General features: G+C 29.1%; 21 protein-coding genes. 16 read left to right on the forward strand and 5 right to left on the reverse strand.

Translation table 11 applies throughout. From position 1 onward, the window contains the following. Positions 1 to 239 precede the first annotated feature (239 nt). A complete protein-coding gene (gene tyrS, locus ACX6CF_RS07130; protein ID WP_458784624.1) occupies positions 240 to 1,472 on the reverse strand; it encodes a tyrosine--tRNA ligase in 1,233 nt (410 codons plus the stop codon). A 226-nt stretch (positions 1,473 to 1,698) separates the two neighbouring features. Here tyrS and asnB point away from each other — a divergent pair, with 226 nt between their 5' ends. The 5 genes from asnB (at position 1,699) to ACX6CF_RS07155 (ending at position 7,879) form a co-directional block, all read left to right on the forward strand. Continuing rightward, positions 1,699 to 3,540, forward strand: coding sequence for an asparagine synthase (glutamine-hydrolyzing) (gene asnB, locus ACX6CF_RS07135; RefSeq protein WP_458784625.1), 1,842 nt, complete (start codon positions 1,699 to 1,701; stop codon positions 3,538 to 3,540). 57 nt (positions 3,541 to 3,597) lie between these two features. Further along, entirely contained in the window at positions 3,598 to 3,894 is a 297-nt protein-coding gene (locus tag ACX6CF_RS07140) for a hypothetical protein (protein ID WP_458784626.1), read from the forward strand. A 266-nt stretch (positions 3,895 to 4,160) separates the two neighbouring features. Further along, positions 4,161 to 6,014 (forward strand): TIGR03960 family B12-binding radical SAM protein, encoded by a 1,854-nt coding sequence (locus ACX6CF_RS07145; RefSeq protein WP_458784627.1) that lies wholly within the window; start codon positions 4,161 to 4,163, stop codon positions 6,012 to 6,014. Further along, entirely contained in the window at positions 6,004 to 6,678 is a 675-nt protein-coding gene (locus ACX6CF_RS07150) for a TIGR03936 family radical SAM-associated protein (protein WP_458784628.1), read from the forward strand. The genes ACX6CF_RS07145 and ACX6CF_RS07150 overlap by 11 nt, the downstream gene beginning before the upstream one ends. Before the next feature lie 10 nt (positions 6,679 to 6,688). Next, positions 6,689 to 7,879, forward strand: a complete 1,191-nt coding sequence (locus ACX6CF_RS07155; RefSeq protein ID WP_458784629.1) for an Rne/Rng family ribonuclease — start codon at positions 6,689 to 6,691, stop codon at positions 7,877 to 7,879. Positions 7,880 to 8,010: 131 nt separating this feature from the next. On the opposite strand, the gene ACX6CF_RS07160 is transcribed toward ACX6CF_RS07155, so the two are convergent. Next, the gene (locus ACX6CF_RS07160; RefSeq protein ID WP_458784630.1) at positions 8,011 to 8,694 is read right to left on the reverse strand and encodes a metal-dependent hydrolase; all 684 of its coding nucleotides are present in this window, start codon (positions 8,692 to 8,694) and stop codon (positions 8,011 to 8,013) included. Between the two features lie 225 nt (positions 8,695 to 8,919). Here ACX6CF_RS07160 and rplU point away from each other — a divergent pair, with 225 nt between their 5' ends. From rplU to rsfS, 9 genes are all read left to right on the forward strand, one after another. Beyond that, a complete protein-coding gene (gene rplU, locus ACX6CF_RS07165; protein ID WP_458784631.1) occupies positions 8,920 to 9,231 on the forward strand; it encodes a 50S ribosomal protein L21 in 312 nt (103 codons plus the stop codon). An 8-nt stretch (positions 9,232 to 9,239) separates the two neighbouring features. Next, positions 9,240 to 9,566 carry a ribosomal-processing cysteine protease Prp gene (locus tag ACX6CF_RS07170; RefSeq protein ID WP_458784632.1) on the forward strand — a complete coding sequence of 109 codons (327 nt, stop codon included), beginning with the start codon at positions 9,240 to 9,242 and terminating at the stop codon, positions 9,564 to 9,566. Positions 9,567 to 9,568: 2 nt separating this feature from the next. Continuing rightward, complete coding sequence (gene rpmA / locus ACX6CF_RS07175) at positions 9,569 to 9,853, forward strand: 50S ribosomal protein L27 (RefSeq protein ID WP_113675018.1); 285 nt, start codon at positions 9,569 to 9,571, stop codon at positions 9,851 to 9,853. 407 nt (positions 9,854 to 10,260) lie between these two features. Further along, the gene (gene obgE / locus ACX6CF_RS07180; protein WP_458784649.1) at positions 10,261 to 11,538 is read left to right on the forward strand and encodes a GTPase ObgE; all 1,278 of its coding nucleotides are present in this window, start codon (positions 10,261 to 10,263) and stop codon (positions 11,536 to 11,538) included. A 64-nt stretch (positions 11,539 to 11,602) separates the two neighbouring features. Continuing rightward, the gene (gene yhbY / locus ACX6CF_RS07185; RefSeq protein ID WP_458784650.1) at positions 11,603 to 11,890 is read left to right on the forward strand and encodes a ribosome assembly RNA-binding protein YhbY; all 288 of its coding nucleotides are present in this window, start codon (positions 11,603 to 11,605) and stop codon (positions 11,888 to 11,890) included. A 52-nt stretch (positions 11,891 to 11,942) separates the two neighbouring features. Next, positions 11,943 to 13,661: a helix-hairpin-helix domain-containing protein gene (locus tag ACX6CF_RS07190; protein ID WP_458784633.1), complete on the forward strand. Its 1,719-nt coding sequence runs from the start codon at positions 11,943 to 11,945 to the stop codon at positions 13,659 to 13,661. A 29-nt stretch (positions 13,662 to 13,690) separates the two neighbouring features. Then, a complete protein-coding gene (nadD, locus tag ACX6CF_RS07195; protein ID WP_458784634.1) occupies positions 13,691 to 14,308 on the forward strand; it encodes a nicotinate-nucleotide adenylyltransferase in 618 nt (205 codons plus the stop codon). A 47-nt stretch (positions 14,309 to 14,355) separates the two neighbouring features. After that, the gene (gene yqeK / locus ACX6CF_RS07200) at positions 14,356 to 14,952 is read left to right on the forward strand and encodes a bis(5'-nucleosyl)-tetraphosphatase (symmetrical) YqeK (RefSeq protein ID WP_458784635.1); all 597 of its coding nucleotides are present in this window, start codon (positions 14,356 to 14,358) and stop codon (positions 14,950 to 14,952) included. Positions 14,953 to 14,954: 2 nt separating this feature from the next. Next, the gene (gene rsfS / locus ACX6CF_RS07205) at positions 14,955 to 15,326 is read left to right on the forward strand and encodes a ribosome silencing factor (protein WP_458784636.1); all 372 of its coding nucleotides are present in this window, start codon (positions 14,955 to 14,957) and stop codon (positions 15,324 to 15,326) included. Positions 15,327 to 15,403: 77 nt separating this feature from the next. Here the strand turns inward: rsfS and lexA are convergent, their stop codons facing one another. Further along, positions 15,404 to 16,015 carry a transcriptional repressor LexA gene (lexA, locus tag ACX6CF_RS07210; RefSeq protein WP_458784637.1) on the reverse strand — a complete coding sequence of 204 codons (612 nt, stop codon included), beginning with the start codon at positions 16,013 to 16,015 and terminating at the stop codon, positions 15,404 to 15,406. A gap of 222 nt (positions 16,016 to 16,237) precedes the next feature. On the opposite strand from lexA, the gene ACX6CF_RS07215 reads away from it, so the two are divergent. Continuing rightward, positions 16,238 to 16,540 (forward strand): LysM peptidoglycan-binding domain-containing protein, encoded by a 303-nt coding sequence (locus tag ACX6CF_RS07215; RefSeq protein WP_458784638.1) that lies wholly within the window; start codon positions 16,238 to 16,240, stop codon positions 16,538 to 16,540. Here the strand turns inward: ACX6CF_RS07215 and ACX6CF_RS07220 are convergent. Continuing rightward, a complete protein-coding gene (locus tag ACX6CF_RS07220; protein ID WP_458784639.1) occupies positions 16,537 to 17,604 on the reverse strand; it encodes a tyrosine-type recombinase/integrase in 1,068 nt (355 codons plus the stop codon). The two genes, ACX6CF_RS07215 and ACX6CF_RS07220, sit on opposite strands and share 4 nt — an antisense overlap. Positions 17,605 to 17,644: 40 nt before the next feature. Beyond that, positions 17,645 to 18,361: a tRNA lysidine(34) synthetase gene (locus ACX6CF_RS07225; RefSeq protein ID WP_458784640.1), complete on the reverse strand. Its 717-nt coding sequence runs from the start codon at positions 18,359 to 18,361 to the stop codon at positions 17,645 to 17,647. A gap of 489 nt (positions 18,362 to 18,850) precedes the next feature. Between ACX6CF_RS07225 and ACX6CF_RS07230 the strand changes: the two genes are divergently transcribed. Next, complete coding sequence (locus ACX6CF_RS07230; protein ID WP_458784641.1) at positions 18,851 to 20,140, forward strand: IS30 family transposase; 1,290 nt, start codon at positions 18,851 to 18,853, stop codon at positions 20,138 to 20,140. The last annotated feature ends 444 nt before the right edge of the window (positions 20,141 to 20,584 follow it).

Consider the following 20,584-nt stretch of genomic DNA (forward strand, 5'->3'; position numbering starts at 1 on the left):
ATTACTTTCCGAGAGTGCTCTTTTATATTCAAAAGTTGTCCTATTTTATTAATACAACAGCTTCTGATTTTAGAAATAAATAAAGCATTAACATTATACATATGTACAAACAATACTGTACATAACATATAAAGCTAATGCCTACAAATCATAGTAACACGCTTAAATATAAAATTAGAATAAACTAAATGCATATATTCAGTATAGCACTTAAATGACTATAATGCTATAATATTTTATTAGCAATTAATTTTAAACTGATGGAATCCTTTTTTACCTTTTTTAATAATTAAAGTTCCGTCTTCTTTGAAATCTTCAACTGTAATCATTCTTTCTATACCATCCACTTTTATATCATTTACCCTAACGCCACCTTGTTGAACCATACGACGGCCTTCAGAACGTGTAGGTACAAGTTTAGCTTTTTGAAGAGCTGATATAATATCCATACCTTCTCCTTCAAATTCATCTTTTGTCACTTCAGTAGTAGGGATTGAACCGCTTTTAGCACCACCAGTGAATAGTGCTTTTGCAGCTTCCATAGCTTGTTTTGCAGTTTCTTCGCCATGAACTATTTTTGTAATTTCAAAAGCAAGAATTTCTTTAGCTTTATTTATTTCTGCGTCTTTTAAGGCGCCTAAACGTCTAACTTCATCCATAGGTAAAAATGTAAGAAGGCTAAGACATTCTTCAACTTTTGCATCTTCTACATTTCTCCAATATTGATAGAATTCATAAGGTGTAGTTTTTGATTTATCTAACCATACAGCACCTTTTTCTGTTTTACCCATTTTCTTACCTTCGCTTGTAGTAAGAAGTTTAAAAGTCATTCCAAAAGCTGGTTTTTGTTCTTTACGTCTTATTAGCTCAACGCCACCTAGAATATTAGACCATTGGTCATTACCACCTAACTGAAGAGAGCAGTTGTATTTTCTATTAAGTGCTAAAAAGTCATAAGACTGCATTAACATATAATTAAATTCTAAAAATGTAAGTCCTTTTTCCAATCTGGATTTATAGCATTCAGCAGTCAACATTCTATTAACTGAAAAATTAACCCCAATTTCTCTTAAGAAATCAATGTAATTAAGATCAAGTAGCCAATCAGCGTTATTAACCATCATTGCTTTATCATCTTCAAAATCAATAAACTTAGATAATTGTTCTTTGAAACTTTCTGCATTACTATTAATCTGATCTTTTGTCATCATTTTACGCATATCAGATTTACCTGTTGGGTCACCAACCATTGTTGTTCCACCACCAATAAGTATTATTGGTCTATGTCCAGCTCTTTGCATATGAGCCATTGCCATAACTGGCAAGAAATGTCCTACAGTCAAACTATCAGCAGTTGGGTCAAATCCTATATAAAATGTAACTTTTTCATTTTCTAATAATTCTTTAATCTCTTTCTCATGAGTTGTTTGTTCAATAAATCCTCTTTCCATTAACACGTCATATGCACTCATTATGAACCTCCTAATGTTTCTTGTTATTTAATATTTATAATCCTATCATAAGTCATGTCATGATTCAAGTTTTTTTAGCATCCACTATAACTCATAAAAGTTGTACTTTTGCATATACATAGATAAAGAAAGTTAAACAAGTTGTTTTTTTAGATGAAAATAATATTTTATTATAGGGCTATAAGTGAATCTAGTTTTAATATGGTAGTAAAAGGAGATGATTTTGATGTGTGGAATTGCTGGATGGGTTAATTATAATAAGAATATTAGTGAAAACAGAAGTGTCATTCATAATATGACAGACCAATTGATTCATAGGGGACCAGATGAATATGGTTTTTATTATAAAACCAATGTGTTATTGGGTCATAGAAGATTAGTGGTCATAGATCCTGATGGTGGAAAACAACCAATGACAAAAAAAATTGGAGAATATGAATATACCATTGTTTATAATGGTGAGATATATAATACAAATGAAGTAAGAGAGAAATTGTCCCAAAAAGGATATGAATTTGAGTCTCATTGTGATACTGAAGTGGTTTTGGTATCTTATATAGAGTGGGGTGAAGATTGTACTACATATCTCAATGGAATATTTGCTTTTGGTGTATGGGAAAAAAAATCAAAGTCCCTGTTTCTTGCAAGAGATAGATTAGGTGTAAAACCGTTATTCTATGCTTATATCAATGGATCATTTATATTTGGTTCCGAAATAAAAGCGTTATTAAAATTTCCTGGCTTAGAACCTGTAATTGATGAAAATGGACTTTTAGAATTATTTAGTCTTGGCCCAAGTAGGGTGCTTGGTAGCGGTGTGTTCAAAAATATATATGAATTAAAACCTAGTGAATATATTATTTTAACTAAAAAAAATCTATATAAACACATATATTGGAAACCAATAACCAATTATCATACAGAAAATGATGAAGAAACCTTTGAACATACAGCATATTTAGTCGAAGATGCAATCAAGAAACAACTTATATCAGATGTACCAATATGTACATTTTTATCAGGAGGTCTTGACTCCAGTGGCATTTCTTCTATAGCTTCTGAATATTTTAAAAATAAATCTAGCAAGCTCACTACATATTCTATAGATTATGAAGATAATGACAAATATTTTGTAGCATCTGATTTTCAACCAAGCAACGATAATGTATGGGTTGAACGTGTTAGTGAATACATAGATTCACATCATAAAAAAGTAACTATAGATACTGATATGTTAGTAGAAGCGTTACAAGATGCTGTAATAGCCTATGATCTACCGGGGATGGCTGATATTGATTCCTCATTAATGCTGTTTTGCGGTAAGGTAAAGAGACAGCATACGGTTGCATTATCAGGGGAATGTGCTGATGAAATCTTTGGAGGTTATCCTTGGTTTAGAAAACAGGAGGATGTTTATTATGACGGTTTTCCATGGAATAAATATATAAGTGAAAGAAAATCTTTTCTATCAAAAGAATTAGATAAGTTAAAATTACAAGAATTTGCCAATACTAAATATAGAGACACGATTAGTGATATAGAATTCTTGGATAATGAAACAGAGCATGAAAAGAGAATTAAAAAACTTACATATATTAATCTTAAATGGTTCATGCTAACATTATTAACACGTAAAGACAGGATGAGTATGTATAAAAGCTTAGAAGTCAGAGTACCATATGCGGACCATCGAATTGTTGAATATACATGGAATATACCTTGGCGTATTAAAAATCATAATAATGTAGAAAAAGGCTTACTAAGAAAAGTTCTCAGCTCATATTTGCCAAAGGATGTGGCATATAGGAAAAAATCACCTTATCCTAAGACATATAATCCTGAGTATAGTAATTCTGTTAAACAACTACTAAAAACTGTACTAGATGATAAAAATAGTCCTATACATAATTTGATAAACACTAAAAATGTTTATAATTTAATTAACAATAGCAAAGAAACATTTATTACACCATGGTTTGGTCAATTAATGAAAGAACCACAATTTATTGCTTATCTGATTCAACTTAACTTTTGGCTTAAGCACTATAAGATAAAAATAGATTTTTAAATAGTTTTATCTGGTACTTAGTTAATTTGGTTGATATGTGAAGGGAATGAGATATAAATGAATAAAAAGAATGTAAGAAAAAGAAACAGAAACAGATATAATACTAGGAACCGTAAAAAAGAAGAAACTTACTCAAGTAGATTGGCTATAAAAATTTTTATATCTTTTGTAATACTACTATCAACACTTTATCTAAAAAAATATGAAATCAAAATTGGTGAATTTAATGTAGATAGTATTTATGAAGTATTATATTATAATGAAGATTTTAAAGAATTATCCAACAAAGTGTTCAAGATCGGTGATGAAACAGCTGTTAAAGATTTTCTGAATATAGATTCTAGTGAGAATTAATATATAATGGGGCTGTCTTATAATATATCTTTATTGCTATACATATTCTACCTTAATGGGATATTTAGTAAAAGACATTATAAGATAGCCCCATTATATTAAATTTTAGTTGTTATATTGTCAATTATATTATATTATTATATAAGCTAAATAAACTAATATACCGATTAATCCACAAAAAGAGTAATCATTCTTGTTTTTTGTGAAGTGATCATTATATAAACAGATATTAAATACTCATAGATTAAAGGAGTTAACTAAATAAAATGGAAAAAAAGTTAAAACTAACAGATGATATTTTACTCAGTGTTGAAAAACCGGCAAGATATTTAGGTAATGAAATTAATGTTGTAAGTAAAGATATAAACGATATAGATATTAGATTTGCTTTATGTTTTCCTGATGTCTACGAAATAGGTATGTCTCATGTTGGACTATCTATACTTTATGATTTTCTTAACAAAAGAGAAGATACTTTTTGTGAACGTATATTTTCTCCTTGGGAGGATCTTGAAAAGATTATGAGACAAAAAAATATTAATCTTTTCACTTTGGAATCTCAAGATGCTGTTAAAGATTTTGATTTTCTAGGATTCACAGTTCAATATGAAATGAGTTATACTAATATATTAAATACTTTGGATTTATCAAATATGTCAGTGTATAGTAAAGATAGATTAGAGAGTGATCCCATTGTATGTGCTGGGGGTCCATGTACCTATAATCCTGAACCAATAGCAGAATTTATAGATTTTTTCTATATAGGAGAAGCAGAAACAACACTACCTGAAATCCTTGATGTATATAAAAATCATAAGCTAGGTGGAGGTACGAAAGAAGAATTTTTAATTAAACTATTAGATATAGAAGGTGTATATGTTCCAAAATTTTATGATGTTACTTATAAAGAAAATGGAGAAATAGAAGAATTTAAACCTAACCATAAACATGCTAAGTCTAAAATAAAAAAACAGATAGTAATGGACTTAACACATGCACCTTACCCAAGTAAACCTCTAGTTCCACTCATTCAAACGGTTCATGATAGAGTAGTTCTAGAATTATTCAGAGGATGTGCAAGAGGATGCCGTTTCTGTCAAGCGGGCATGATCTATCGTCCTTTAAGAGAAAAAGATGTAAATGTTCTTAAAAAACAAGCTACAGAATTAATTAAAAATACTGGACATGATGAAATTTCACTTATTTCATTAAGTTCTAGTGATTATACAGGATTAGAAGAATTAACAAATTACTTAATTGATGAATTCGGTAACGATAAACATGTTAATTTATCCTTGCCTTCTCTTAGAATTGACAAGTTTTCTTTAGATATCATGGGAAAAGTACAAGAATTAAGGAAAAGCAGTATTACTTTTGCACCTGAAGCAGGCTCACAAAGACTAAGAGATGTAATTAATAAAGGTATTACAGAAGAAGATATATTGTCTGGTTCTTCAAGAGCTTTTGAAGGTGGTTGGACAAGGGTTAAGCTTTATTTTATGCTCGGACTTCCAACGGAAAACTACGAAGATATTGAGGCTATAGCAAAACTTGGACAAGATATAGTAGAAGAGTATTATAAATTACCAAAAGAAGTTAGAAAGAGGAAACCACAAATTGTACTAAGTTCTTCATTTTTTGTACCAAAGGCTTTTACACCATTTCAATGGACAGCCCAGAATACTTACGAAACTTTCATGGAGAAGCAATCTTTCCTTAATAAAAAAATAAATAAAAAGAATATTAAATATAATTGTCATGATGCAAAGACTAGTATGCTGGAAGGTGTTATGGCTAGAGGTGATAGAAAAATAGCAAAAGTTATTTACAGTGCTTGGAAAAATGGTGCTGCTTTTGATGCTTGGTCAGAATTTTTTAGATTTGAATACTGGCAGAAAGCTTTCGAAGAAAATGATATAGATCCTCTATTCTATGCTTCAAGAGATAGAGATTATGAAGAAATTCTACCATGGGATTTTATTGACACCGGAGTGACAAAAGAATTTTTATATAGAGAATACTTACGTGCCAAAGAAGGAGTTATTAGTGAAAATTGTATGGACTCTTGTATGAATTGTGGAGCAAAAAGTTTTGGTGGAGGTATTTGCTATGTTGATTAGAATAAAATTTGCTAAGGAAGGTACAATGAAATTTATTGGTCATCTAGATTTGATTAGAAATTTTCAAAGAGTATTTAAAAAAGCTGAATTTCCAATTGCTTATTCAGAAGGATTTAACCCACGTCCTATTATGTCTATAGGAGCACCTCTTTCGGTAGGTATTACAAGCGAAGCTGAATACCTAGATGTAAAGTTGGTAGAAGATATTGATATTAAATATCAAATGAAAAATCTTGATTCACATGCACCAGATGGAATTAAGCTTCTTAATATTACAATACTTCCAGATAAAGCTAAGAGTGCTATGGCTCTTATTGATGCTTCTAAATATAAAATTACGGTAAGTAATATTAATTTTACTGAGGACATGATAAATAATTTAATGTCTAAGAGTGAAATAATTATTAGTAAAAAGAATAAAAAGAATGTATTGAAAGAAATTGATATAAAACCTGGAATATTTAATATTTCTTTAGCATCAAGTGACACTTTACTTCTACTAATTGCTACAGGTAGTAGAATGAATGTAAAACCAGATGTTGTACTAGACAATCTATGCAAAGTGAATGATATCAATTTCAATAAATTTGATTTTAAAATCCATAGACAAGAAATATATTATATAAGCGACAATAAATTTCTTCCTTTAGATAAGATATTATAGGAGTGTTAAAATGCCATATAAATTAGTTATTGCAAAAGATAAAGATGTTGTCTATAGCGCATTACTAGATGAAAACAGAAGATTAATAGAACTTGGTATAAATGAAGAAGAGAGTAATGAACTTATTGGAAAAATCTTTATAGGTAAAGTGGTTAATGTAATAAAAGGAATGAATGCTGCATTTATTAATATTGGACGAAGTAAAAATGCATATATGTCACTTGAAAACAGCTCTGATATATTTTACACCAAAAGTAATTCATCCAAAAAACTCTCAAATGGTGATGAGATAATGATTCAAATAACAAAAGAAGAACATGGTAGTAAAGGATGTGTTGTATCACCTAATATATCTCTTACTGGACGTTATGTAGTACTCACTAAAGGGAAAAATTTCATTGGATTATCTGGTAAAATAAAAGGAGAAGATGAAAGAAAACGTCTAAAGGATATAGTAGAAAAGTATATTACTGAATCTTATGGTTTTATTATTAGAACTAATGCCTATCAGATAAATGAAGAACTTATTGAGAACGAAGTAGCAGAACTCATTTCAAAATATACGTCTATCATGGATACAGCTAAGTATAGGACATGCTATACTGAAATATATAAAGGCATCAACTCGGTACTAAAATTTGTTAGAGATATGTATGATAATAATATTGAAGAATATATCGTAGAAGATAATGAATTATACAAAGAAGTTCAGTCTTATTTTAAGACAACTAATCCAGACCTAATGGATAAAATAAAACTCTATGAAGATAAAAATCTTTCATTAATGAACCTGTATGGATTGAATGAGAAAATTAAAAAAGCTCTATGTGAAAAAGTTTGGTTAAAATCAGGAGGTTCTATTGTCATTCAGCCTACTGAGGCCTTAGTTTCTATCGATGTTAATACAGCTAAATTTACTGGTAAAAAGAATCTTGAAGAAACAATATTTAAAACCAATATAGAAGCCGCTAAAGAGATAGCTCATCAAATAAGACTTAGGAATCTAGCAGGTATCATTATTGTTGATTTCATAGATATGAAAAATAAGGAACATAATAAACAGCTGATGAAGAGTCTAAGTTCATATGTCAAAAAAGACAGAAACAAAGTATTTGTTGTAGGAATGACTGGGCTCGGACTTGTTGAGATGACAAGGAAAAAAACTAATAAACCTTTATATCAGCAGATATTAAGTAAATAGCTATAAGATTTTTTAGATGAACAATTTAAAAGCATAAGGAAAATATTACATGAACACATATTTTCCTTATGCTTTTTTATTACATAAAAATTATTAATTACTATACCTTTTAGATATCTTTTTTTATAATACTATACACTAATAACTTCATTAATATCCATAACTTTGACTTTAGAAGAAGCTAATTCTTGAAATTTATAAGGATCTGCCATAATTGGTGGAAAAGTATTATAGTGCATTGGTATTGCCAAATCAGGTTCAATAAAATCTATTGCTCTACACGCATCTGAAATATCCATAGTAAAATTACCCCCTATAGGTAACATAGCAACATTAACATGCTCCTCTCTTAGAAGTTGCATATCAAGAGTTAATCCTGTGTCACCTGCATGATACATTTTGATACCATTATAATTAATTAAAAATCCGCATGGATTTCCTGCATATATGATATCTTGATTAGATGTAATAACGCAAGAACCATGAAGAGCGTTAGTCATTTTAATAGATACACCGTCCAATATTGTACTACCTCCTATATGCATGGTATGTACAGATATATTATCGTTTTGAAACAATAGATAATTTCCTAATTCAAAATTAGTGATGATAGTTGCTTTTGTACGGATAGCTAATTCAACGGCATCACCTAAATGATCTCCATGACCGTGTGTTACAAATATATGCTTAAGATTACTAAAATCATCAACTGTAGCTATGCATTGTGGATTATCGGTTATAAAAGGGTCAATAAGAGCGTTATAATTCCCATCTTCAATATAAAAAGCGGAATGCCCTAGATATTTGATATTCATATTAATCTCTCCTCTTCATTTATTATTCTCAAATTATATTCTATCATAAAAATGTATTTATGAATCAAAATAATATAATGGTCTTCTTTTAAGCAAAACTGGAAAAATCCTTGACATTTGTAGTGAATTATGGTAAAGTTTTTTAGTGGTATAGCCGCACGAAGAGGTTAAAAGTTTCTTAGGAAACACCGCATTCGGCGAGTCTTGATAAAAGGAGGTGCCAAAATGTACGCAATTATTGAAACTGGTGGAAAGCAATACAAAGTTGCTGAAGGTGAATCAATCAGAATTGAAAAATTAGGAGTAGCTGCTGGCGAAACTGTTACTTTTGACAAGGTTTTAATGGTATCTAATGACAATGGTTTAACTGTTGGTAATCCACTTGTAAGCAACGCTACTGTAACTGCTACTGCTGAAGGTGAAGGCAAAGGCAAAAAAATTATAGTTTACAAGTACAAACCAAAAAAATGTTATCATAAAAAGCAAGGTCATAGACAACCTTATACTGAAGTTAAAATTGAAAAAATCAATGCGTAATTACAATTATGATTAATATTAATGTATTTACGAGAAACGAGATAATAAACGGTTTTGAATTAAGTGGTCACGCAGGTTATTCTGAATATGGTAAAGATGTAGTATGTGCTGCTGTGTCAGTGTTAACTATAAATACTATTAACTCAATTGAGAATTTTACAGATGACTTATATGATTGTTCTACTGATGAACAGATAGGATATATGTCATTTAAAATATTAGATAAAGTAAGTGATGAATCTAATTTATTACTGAAATCAATGATATTAGGTATAGAATCAATGATAGAAGAATACGGTAGTGATTATATAACTCTTGTTATCAAGGAGGTGTAAGCATGTTAAGAATGAACCTTCAATTCTTTGCTCATAAAAAAGGAGTTGGTTCTACTAAAAATGGTAGAGACTCTGAGTCAAAGAGATTAGGTGCTAAAAAAGCTGATGGACAAACTGTTAAAGCTGGAAATATTTTATATAGACAACGTGGAACTAAGATTCATCCAGGTGAAAATGTAGGTAGAGGTGGAGATGACACTTTATTTGCATTAGTTGATGGAGTAGTCAAGTTTGAAAGAAAAGGCAGAGATAAGAAACAAGTTTCTGTATATCCAAAAGCTCAATAATGTTATTGAAAAGTTTCAAATGGTTTCATTTGAAACTTTTTTTTATGCTTACGAAAATGATTAGGTGTAGTATAGAGAAGAAGTTTTTTTAACAGGTATATAGACAGTATAATTAATAAATACTATAATTAGAGGTAATTTAGTCTATTAAGTTAAATATTACTTTTAAATATAATTAGTTTATAATATAATACACATAGATAAGTTGAATTAAATAATTGCTATAGAGCCAATAATTATCTAGTTCATTAACTTATAAAATCAAGGAAAACATATTGAACTTATTGAAATGGTTGTATCGATGTTTAAATTCAATGTATATAGATTGATAAATATTAAATAACTTAAAAAGATTAATATAAATAAAGACTCAATTAATTTCCTAATGGGAAGGATAGATGCAAATGATATTTGTAGATCAAGCAAAGATATATATCAAATCGGGTGACGGAGGTAACGGTTGTGTAAGTTTTAGAAGAGAAAAATACGTTCCTAACGGTGGACCTGATGGCGGAGATGGTGGTAAGGGCGGAGATATTATATTTAGAGTAGATAATGATTTAAATACATTATATGACTTTAGACATAAAAAACATTTCAAAGCTCGTAGCGGTGAACCAGGTAAAGGTAATAGAATGCACGGAAAAAACTCTGATAATCTAATAATTAATGTACCACTAGGTACTATTATTAAAGAAGCTGAAACAGGAAAAGTAATAATTGATATGGCTCATCTTGGTATGGAAGAAGTGTTATTAAAAGGTGGACGTGGTGGTAAAGGTAATCAGCATTACGCAACTCCAACTATGCAAATACCAAAATATGCTCAACCTGGTAAACAAGGTAAAGACCTCTTCATCCTACTGGAACTGAAAACAATTGCAGATGTTGGTCTTGTAGGATTTCCTAATGTAGGTAAGTCTACTTTTTTATCAAGGGTAACTAATGCTAGACCTAAAATTGCTAATTATCATTTTACAACACTAAACCCAAATCTAGGAGTTGTCGATATAAGTGATGGTAAAGGTTTTGTAATAGCAGATATTCCAGGTCTAATTGAAGGAGCTTCTGAAGGTGTAGGGCTAGGTCATGAATTTTTAAAACACATTGAAAGAACTAAAGTCATTGTTCATATAGTAGATGTAGCCTCAACAGAAGGAAGAAATCCTGTAGAAGATATAAATAAAATCAATTATGAACTAGAAACTTTTAATGAAGATTTAGTTAAAAGACCTATGGTAATTGCTGCTAACAAAATTGATGTAATGCAAGATGATAAATATTTAATAGAATTAAAAGAAGAATTTGAGAAAAAAGGAATAAAAGTATTTCCAATCTCTGCAGTAACTGGTAAGGGTGTAAAAGAATTATTATACTATATTCATGAATTATTAGAAGGATTGGATGATGAAATCTTAGTCTATGAACAAGAGTATTTCATTGATGATCAAATAGTTAAAGAAGATGCATATACTGTAGAAGTATTAGAGAATAATACATTCTTAGTAGAAGGACCTAAGATTGAAAAAATGTTAGGCTATACTAATCTAGAAACTGAAAAAGGGTTTGCTTTCTTCCAGAAGTTCTTAAGAGAAAATGGTGTAATAGAAGAATTGGAACGACTTGGCATAGAAGAAGGGGATACTGTTAAGATGTATTATCTAGAATTTGATTTTTATAAATAGTATTAAATGTTAACAACGTATGTTCATTGATATTTATAGTCGGAAGGAGAATATAATGGAAAAGATAACAAGCAAACAAAGAGCTTATCTTAGAAGATTAGCTAATGATATAGAACCAATATTCCAAGTAGGTAAGTCAGGGGTAACTCCTGAAATAACAGAAGCTATTTCTGATGCATTAGAAGCTAGAGAATTGATTAAGATTAGTGTATTAAAAAATTGCTTATATACACCAAAAGATATTTGTGGCGTATTAGCTGAAAGAACAAGATCTAATGTAGTACAACAAATTGGTAGAAAAATTGTACTCTATAGAGAATCTAAGGAAAACTCTAAGATTATATTACCATAACAATTATTACAGCTAATTTTATACTAATGATTAAAAGAAACGAGGGGTTTACATGAAAAAATATTTTAGATTTATTTCTATGACAATGCTGTTGTTAATAATAATTAATTTAAGTAATTTTTCTAGTTTAGCAAGACCAATAACCATTAATGATATGGATATAACTCTTGCAAAAGTTGTTGAAGTTATAAGTGGTGAGGCTATTAAAGTAATTGAAGAAGATAATAATTCTAACAAAACCGTTAAACTTATTAAAATGATTGGTATTGATACTGAATCTTCTGCGGAGGCTATGGAATATACTTATAATCGTTTATTAGGCAAGCGTGTTATGCTATTGCCAGATTCTAATGATTTAACATTTGATAGAATAGATGGTTGGAATTATAAATATGTTTATTTGTTATCAAGTAAATCTTTAAGTGAAGAATTATTAGAATTAGGATTAGCTAAATTGGATGATTCATTTAATAAAGCCGAACAATATAGTGATTTAGATAAGGCTCAGTTAAAATCAAAAGAAGAAAAAAAAGGTGTTTGGGAAAATTATAAAAACAAGAATGCTACTATAGGGGTTAATATAAATACTGCTACTTACACAGATTTAGTAGATGTATTAGAAGATACTACTAGTTCAATGGCATATTCTATTGTAAATTATAGAAAATACAATCCATTCAATTCTGTTGAAGAGATTAAGTTCTGTAACACAGCTTTTACAAAAGAATGGTTTGATAAAAATAGAAACAAGATGTCAGTAATTAGTAATATTAGTACAGCCTCATTTGAAGAATTGAAATCATTGTTTAACGATACTGAGTTAGGCGATACATTAGCAAATAACATTGTGCAATATAGATTGTTCAACTTAATTAATAGTGTTTATGAAGTGAGAAAAATACCTGGTATGTATCATAATTATTCTAAGATAGAAGAATTCATAGCATTGAAACCTATTAATGAATATATAGAAAAAGAGATAAAAGTAGTTAATCTTAATACTGCTTCAATCAAACAGATTAGAAGAACTTGCTATTTCTCAGTTAATAGAGCTGATCAAATAGTAAAGGAAAGAAATAATCAAAAGTATATTATTAAATCTTTAGGTGAATTAGAGAAAAAAGGTTATTTAAGTAGATACGAGATTTCTCGATATAGCGATAATTTCTCATTATTAACTAATATTAATACTGCTGAGGAACATGAATTACAATCCTTATTTGGTTTTGTTGATATGATTGATGAAACAAGAGAGGATCTTGTTAAAAGGATAATTGACAATAGACCTTATACAACAAAAACTGAATTGAAAAATATTATTACTTCAACATATTATAATAAAGTAAAACCTTATATCTATGCGGTAGATTCAGAAATTCCAGAGTACATTAATATTAATATAACTGATAGATATAATGCGGTTAAGTTATTTAATATGGACGACAAAGAATCTGATAAATATTTAAATAATAGAATTAGATATACATTCAGCAAAAATATTAAATTTGACTATACTAATTATGCATCTGACTTTTCATTATTTACGAATCTAAATAGCGCATCAAGATATGAGTTAGAAAATATATATGGAAGAGTGTGGAAGGATAGCAAATATCAGTATATAAGAATACCAAAAGAAATTATTGATGATATAATTAGCTTTAGAGAAGACCAACCGTTTTGTTCTCTAGATGAAGTTTCAGAAATATTTTCTAAACATAAGCAAAAGAATATATATACTAGTATTAAAGAGTATCTAGTGTTTTATTAATTACAACTAATTTGATAGAAGGGTTATTTATGAATAACAAATCAATTGGTATAATGGGAGGAACCTTTGATCCTATTCACTATGGCCATTTAATATTGGCACAATATGTTTTAGATGAAATGAACTTAGACAAAATTATATTTATACCATCAGGTATATCTTATCTAAAATCAAATAAAAAGATATCCCATAAAAGTCATAGATTAAATATGACAGAATTGGGAATAATTAATAACGATAAATTTGAAGCATCAACTATTGAGATAGATAGAGAAGGCAATACTTATACTGTTGATACCATAGAACATTTGAATGAGAAATATCCTTATAAAACTTTCTATTTTATAATAGGTGCAGACTCAGTATTTGATTTGTTAAAATGGAAGAATTATCAAAGACTATTTGAAATATGTAATTTTGTAGTTACTAATAGAGGTTCTACATATACTGGAGAACAGCTACAATGTGAAATTAATATATTGAAACGTAACTATAATGCTAGAATTGATTTAATTAATATTCCTGATATTGATATTTCTTCTTCAGAAATAAGAAAAAGAGTAAAAAACAACTTATCAATTAGATATTTATTACCTGACAATGTAGAAAAATATATAGATAATAACAAACTATATAGAAATATTTAGTTTGTTGATAAAACGATTATTTATTGTAAAGAAGAAGGGATAAATACATGCAAGATAAATATGATTTCATTGCAATTAGAAATATTTTGCAGAAACAACTTCATAAATGCAGATATGACCACACAATAGGAGTAGAAATTACAGCTGTTTCCTTAGCTGAACTTTATAATGTAGACATTGATAAAGCTAGAATGGCTGCTCTATTACATGATTGTGCCAAAAATTTATCTAATGATACTAAATTGGAGTTATGTGATAAATATAATATAGAAACATCTGATGAAGAATTGAAAAATCTTGATTTAATTCATGCTCAAATAGGTTCTGTGATGGCTAAATATGTATATAAGATTGATGATCCAGACATTCTTGATGCGATTACCTATCATACTACTGGTAAAGCTAATATGTCCAGTCTAGAAAAAATCATTTATATATCTGATTACATAGAACCTGGAAGAACAAAAGCTCCTAATTTAGAAGAAATTAGAAAAGTAGCTAATCAGGATTTAGATAAAGCTTTATTTATGATTTTATCAGATACAATTAATTATTTACAATCAAGTAATAAATACATAGTACCAATTACTATGGAAGCTTATGAATACTATAAAAATATTTTTAATTATACAGGAGGTAGATAAACATGGATAAAAATACAGACAATTCAATGGATATAGTTAAAATTGCATTAAAAGCATTAGACGATAAATTAGCGGAAGACATCCAAGTTCTAGATATAAGAGAGTTAACAGTTATAGCAGATTATTTTATAATTGCTCATGGTAATAATAAAAGTCATATAAAAGCTCTTATTGATAGAACAGATGAAGTTCTATCAAAGAATGGTTACGAACCTAAGCAAGTTGAAGGTTATAATTCTGCTAGTTGGATATTATTAGATTATGGTAATATTATTATTCATATCTTCAGTAAAGAAGATAGATTATTTTATGATCTTGAAAGAATATGGAGCGATGGTAAGAAAATAGATGTTAAGAGTTTGATTGAAGAGTAGTTTCATGAATGAAAAATATGGAACATATAAAAAAGTGGTTTTTAGCTAGATAGTTATCTGGCTAAAAACCACTTTTTTTAAAATTTTCTAAAAAGACCTATTACTTTACCGAGTATTTTAACATCATCAACGATTATTGGGTTCATTGAACTATTTTCAGGTTGTAATCTTATATGATCAGGTTCTCTAAAAAACCTTTTGACAGTCACAGAATCATCAATTAGGGCAACTACAATATCTTTATCGGCAGCTTGATTTTGTTGTTGTACTAAAATTAAATCCCCATCAAATATTCCAGCTTCAATCATACTGCTTCCATTAACATTTAACATAAAAGTTTGTTGATTAGGTATAAACTCAGTAGGGATAGGGAAGTAATCTTCAATATTTTCTACTGCTAACAATGGTTCTCCTGCAGCAACATTACCGATGATAGGGACACTAACTAATTCTCTTCTTGAAGGCGAAAAAGATTCATCAATAATTTCAATTGCTCTAGGTTTAGTTGGATCTCGTCTAATAATTCCTTTTTTCTCTAATCTCTCAAGATGTCCATGAACTGTTGAAGTAGATTTTAAACCAACAGCATCACATATTTCTCTTACAGCAGGTGGATATCCTTTTTTTAGAATTTCACTTTTTATAAAATTAAGTATTTTAATTTGCTTTTCACTTAGATCATTACTCATAAAATTCACCCCTATCATATTATTTACCAGTTATATGTATTCAAATTACATGTAAGTAAATTCTTATCATAAAAAATAATGCATACATTTATTAACAATTATAGCATATTAACCTAATAATATCAAACAAATGTTCGGATAAACAAAAAAATTATTAAACCCATTGACACAGAACGTTTGTTCGGGTATAATTAAACCAAACAAACGTTCGGGGTGATGATAATGTATAGAAGCAAAAGATTATATGCTTTGATAATATGTATGAGTCTAGCACTATTTGTCGTTTTTAGTTTTTTATTAGGATTAAATTATGTCAATGGGTTAGAAATTAAACCTGAAAAGAGTTACGTCTCTATAAAAATAGAGGAAAACGATACTTTATGGTCTATTTCAAGGGAAAATATGAATAAAGAGTATTATACCACTAGGAATTATATTAAAGAGTTAAAACACATAAATAACTTGTCTAGTGATATAATACTTTATGGAGATTATATTATTGTTCCTATCATTAAGGAGAACTAATCTTTTCTTAATTTAATTACTTTTGCAGCTTGCCTGCGACGTACATCTTCTATTTGTGCATAATGCTTTTTAGTTGTATTAACATCTTTATGACCTAAAACATCAGCAACTAGATAGATATCACCAGTTTCTCGATATAGATTGGTTCCATAGGTACTTCTAAGTTTATGAGGGGATATGTTTTTTAAGTTAGTTACAAGCTTAGAATATTTCTTAACTAAATTTTGAACAGATCTAACACTTAATCTTTTATTCTGCAATGATAAAAATAAGGCATCTTCATGACCTGAAACAGGTTCAATATTTTTTCTACTATCCAAATAAACTATTAACGAAGCTTCAACCTCATCTCCAAAATATATGATTACTTCATTGCCACCTTTTCTTACAATCCTTATACCATTAACGTTAAAATCAATGTCGGATATATTTAAGCCAACACATTCAGAAACACGTATACCTGTTCCAAGTAATAACGTCATTAATGCTAAATCTCTGTCTTTTGTTAGTTTATGATATTTTTTTTGAGATTGTGTTAACTTATCACCAGATTCAACTTCATCTAATAATCTAGCTACCTCATCAATTTCTAGACGTGTTATGTTTTTATTATGTATTTTAGGTAAATCAACCAACAAAGCAGGGTTGTTAGTTATTTTTTGCTTTTTATAAAAATAAGTAAAAAATGATCTTAAGCTTGCAAGCTTTCTTGATTTACCTCTCTCTGTATTTTTATGTTCTATAACATGACCTTTTTTATCTTCTTTTTTATAGTAGCTTAAATATTCTAAATACATTTCTATATCATCTGGTATTATATTTAATAAATCCTTTAATTCAATACCATTTATCGGCTTACCTTTGAAATCTTTGTGATAGTCTAATAAAAATTCAAAGAATAGTCTAAGGTCATACGCATAAGCAATTCTAGTTTTGGATGAAGTGGTTTGTTCTATACCTCTAAAAAATTCAAAGGTAAAAGAAGGTAGAGAGTACATGATTTCTCTTAAGATAACAGAGTTTTTAATATTTTGTTGTTCGTGGTAATCATTATTTTTTATCATTAGTATGCACCTCATTTATTTGCTTTAGTTGATATGGTATCTACAACTGCCAACCTTTAATATCTGAACTTTCAATAGATCTATATAGTCTTTGTCCTAAGCCTGGGTTTTCTTTTTCTAGATTAGAAAGAAGATTTTTCATGTATTCTCGTTTCGTGTTCCCATCAGCAGGGCAGGGACTTTTCACAACAGGCAGATTATATTTATTTTTAAATCCAATTATATCTTTTTCAGCAACATACATTAGAGGTCTTATAGAGTATAATTTCATTCTATCAAGATATGTTACTGGAGAGAATGTATAGAATCTGCCTTCAAAAAATAGTGACATCATCATTGTTTCTACAATATCTTCTTTATGATGACCTAGAGCAATTTTATTACACCCCAACTTATCAGCCATTTCATTTAAAGCACCTTTACGCATCTTAGCACATAAAGAACATGGATTTTTTTCTTTTCTTTCATTAAATATTATTTCTCCTATATCAGTATCAACAACTGTATAATTAATATCTAATTCAGTACATAAATTTTTTATTCCTGTCAAATCAAAATTATCGAAACCTAATGAAACAGTAATTGCCTCAATCTCAAATTTTTTCGGATAAAATCTTTGTAATCCTTTTAAAGCATAGAGTAGAGCTAAGCTATCTTTTCCTCCTGAAACACCTATTGCTATTTTATCGCCATCATCTATCATATTATAAGTATCTACAGCTTTTCTAGTATGGCTAAGTAGTTGTTGTAATTTCATTATTTATAAAAACCTTTCTCTTGATAGTATAGTTTAAATCTAAATTCATTAATATATTACAATATATTGATGCTTTTCATTAAAAGTGATGTTGTGCTAATCAAGATAATACTTATATAATATCAATATTTTTACAATGTGTAATCATATTAATTGAGAGTAGGAGAGCATAATTGCAAACAATTTAATATATTATAACATAAAATAATTAGGTTAAATAGTGGTTTCAAAATAATATTAAGTATAAAATTTTATCAAAGCCTTAATTGCAAAATGAAATTCCATACCTAATTGTTAAGTTTTTAAATAAATCTCTTTGATAAGAGGATATGTACAAGTATGGATTTTCGCCTAACATAAAATTTAATAGTTGATTAGTTTCATTCAGGAAAACCAAAAATAGATGGTTTTCCTTTTTCTTTTGTTTGATTTTTTAATCGTTTTTTGTTACGGTTGATTAGCTGGTGGCTATATCAAAGGAGGCAGATTATGTCAAAATACCTAACCTATGACGAGCGATTAGAAATCGAAGCTGGATTAAAGGCAGGTCTTTCTTTCGGAGCCATCGCTAAAATTATATCTAAGGACAGAACCACAATAGCAAAAGAGATTAAACGAAATCTCATTATCAAGAAAACAGGGTATGGTGCATATCCTTATAACTCTTGTAAACTAAGACTTAAGTGTACCAGAACCAAAGTATGTGATGAATGTAAGTATCCATCAAAACCCTATTGTAAAAACTGTAAGCTCTGCAATGATGGTTGTCACTACTTTGAAGAAGATGTTTGTGTCAGCAAGTTTAAACCACCTTATGTTTGTAATGGTTGCAATGCGTTACCAAAGTGTACATTGGCAAAACCTTATTACAGTGCTATTGATGCCCACAATAAATATTCAGAGAATATTTCTGAATCAAGAAGTGGAATTATTACCAATGAGGCTGAAATAGCAAGAATCAATGCCATCATTTCACCACTCATCCGTAACGGCCAATCCATACATCAAATCTATGTCAACCATGTAGATGAGGTGATGTGCAGTGAAAAGACCTTATACAACTATGTTGATGCATGTCTTTTCGATGTCAGAAACATTGATCTACCAAGAAAAGTTAAGTTCAGACCACGTTACAAAAAGTCTGAATTTAAGATTGATAGAAAGTGTCGTATTGACCGTACATACAAGGATTTTACCGAGTATATGAATAAGAATATTGAAACATCTGTTGTTCAAATGGATTCAGTTGTTGGTACAAAAGGTGGTAAGGTTTTATTAACATTACACTTTGTAGATACTAGCTTTATGATGGCATTTCTGCGTGATGCAAACACTTCCAGGTCAGTTATTGATATCTTTGATTATCTCTATAGGACATTGCGAAGAAAAGACTATAAGAAGCTATTCCCTGTACTTTTGACTGACAATGGTAGTGAATTCTCTAATCCAAAAGCTATTGAATATGGTCCAATAGGCATCTTTAGAAGTCGTTTGTTTTATTGTGATCCAAGTGCACCCTATCAAAAAGGGGCTATTGAAGTGAATCATACACTGATTCGTAGAATACTTCCAAAAGGTACATCATTTGATGATTTGACTCAGGAAGATATCTTATTAGTAATGAATCATGTGAACTCTTACACACGCAAAAAGCTGAACGATAAAAGTCCCTACGACGCGTTCAGCTTTTATTACGGAGAAGAGATATTAGGTAAGCTAGGTTATGTTTCAGTTGCCGCTGAAAACATAAACTTAACCTATAAACTTCTCAAAAAATAAACCGTAAACCGAACAAACGCCATCAGCATTATGAGTTAACTTAATACTAAAATAGGGGTGGATTTTCCGATTACAAAAAAATTGAAAAAATCTCGACCTCCGTTTATGATGCCATTCTATTCATGTTTACACATGAATTATAGCAAAAATATGACTGAAATCATAATGCGAATATGGAAATACGTTTACAAAACGAGATATTCAGTTGCAAAAGGTGCATTTTGATTACAAAAGGTTACTTTCAAATACAAAACAGGAAATTGGTTTTACAAACGGGAAGTTCGTTTTTCAATTTTCCAATTTTATCAAAGCTTGCAAAAGTGAATATAAATATATTGCGTAAAATGTACTATTTGTATATGAAAATATTAGTCATAAATTTAACTAATAAATATAGTTGAAAGTAACAAAATATTTTATTTAATTGAATGAATAAAAAATAAA

The sequence above is a fragment of the Vallitalea sediminicola genome (assembly GCF_054408565.1).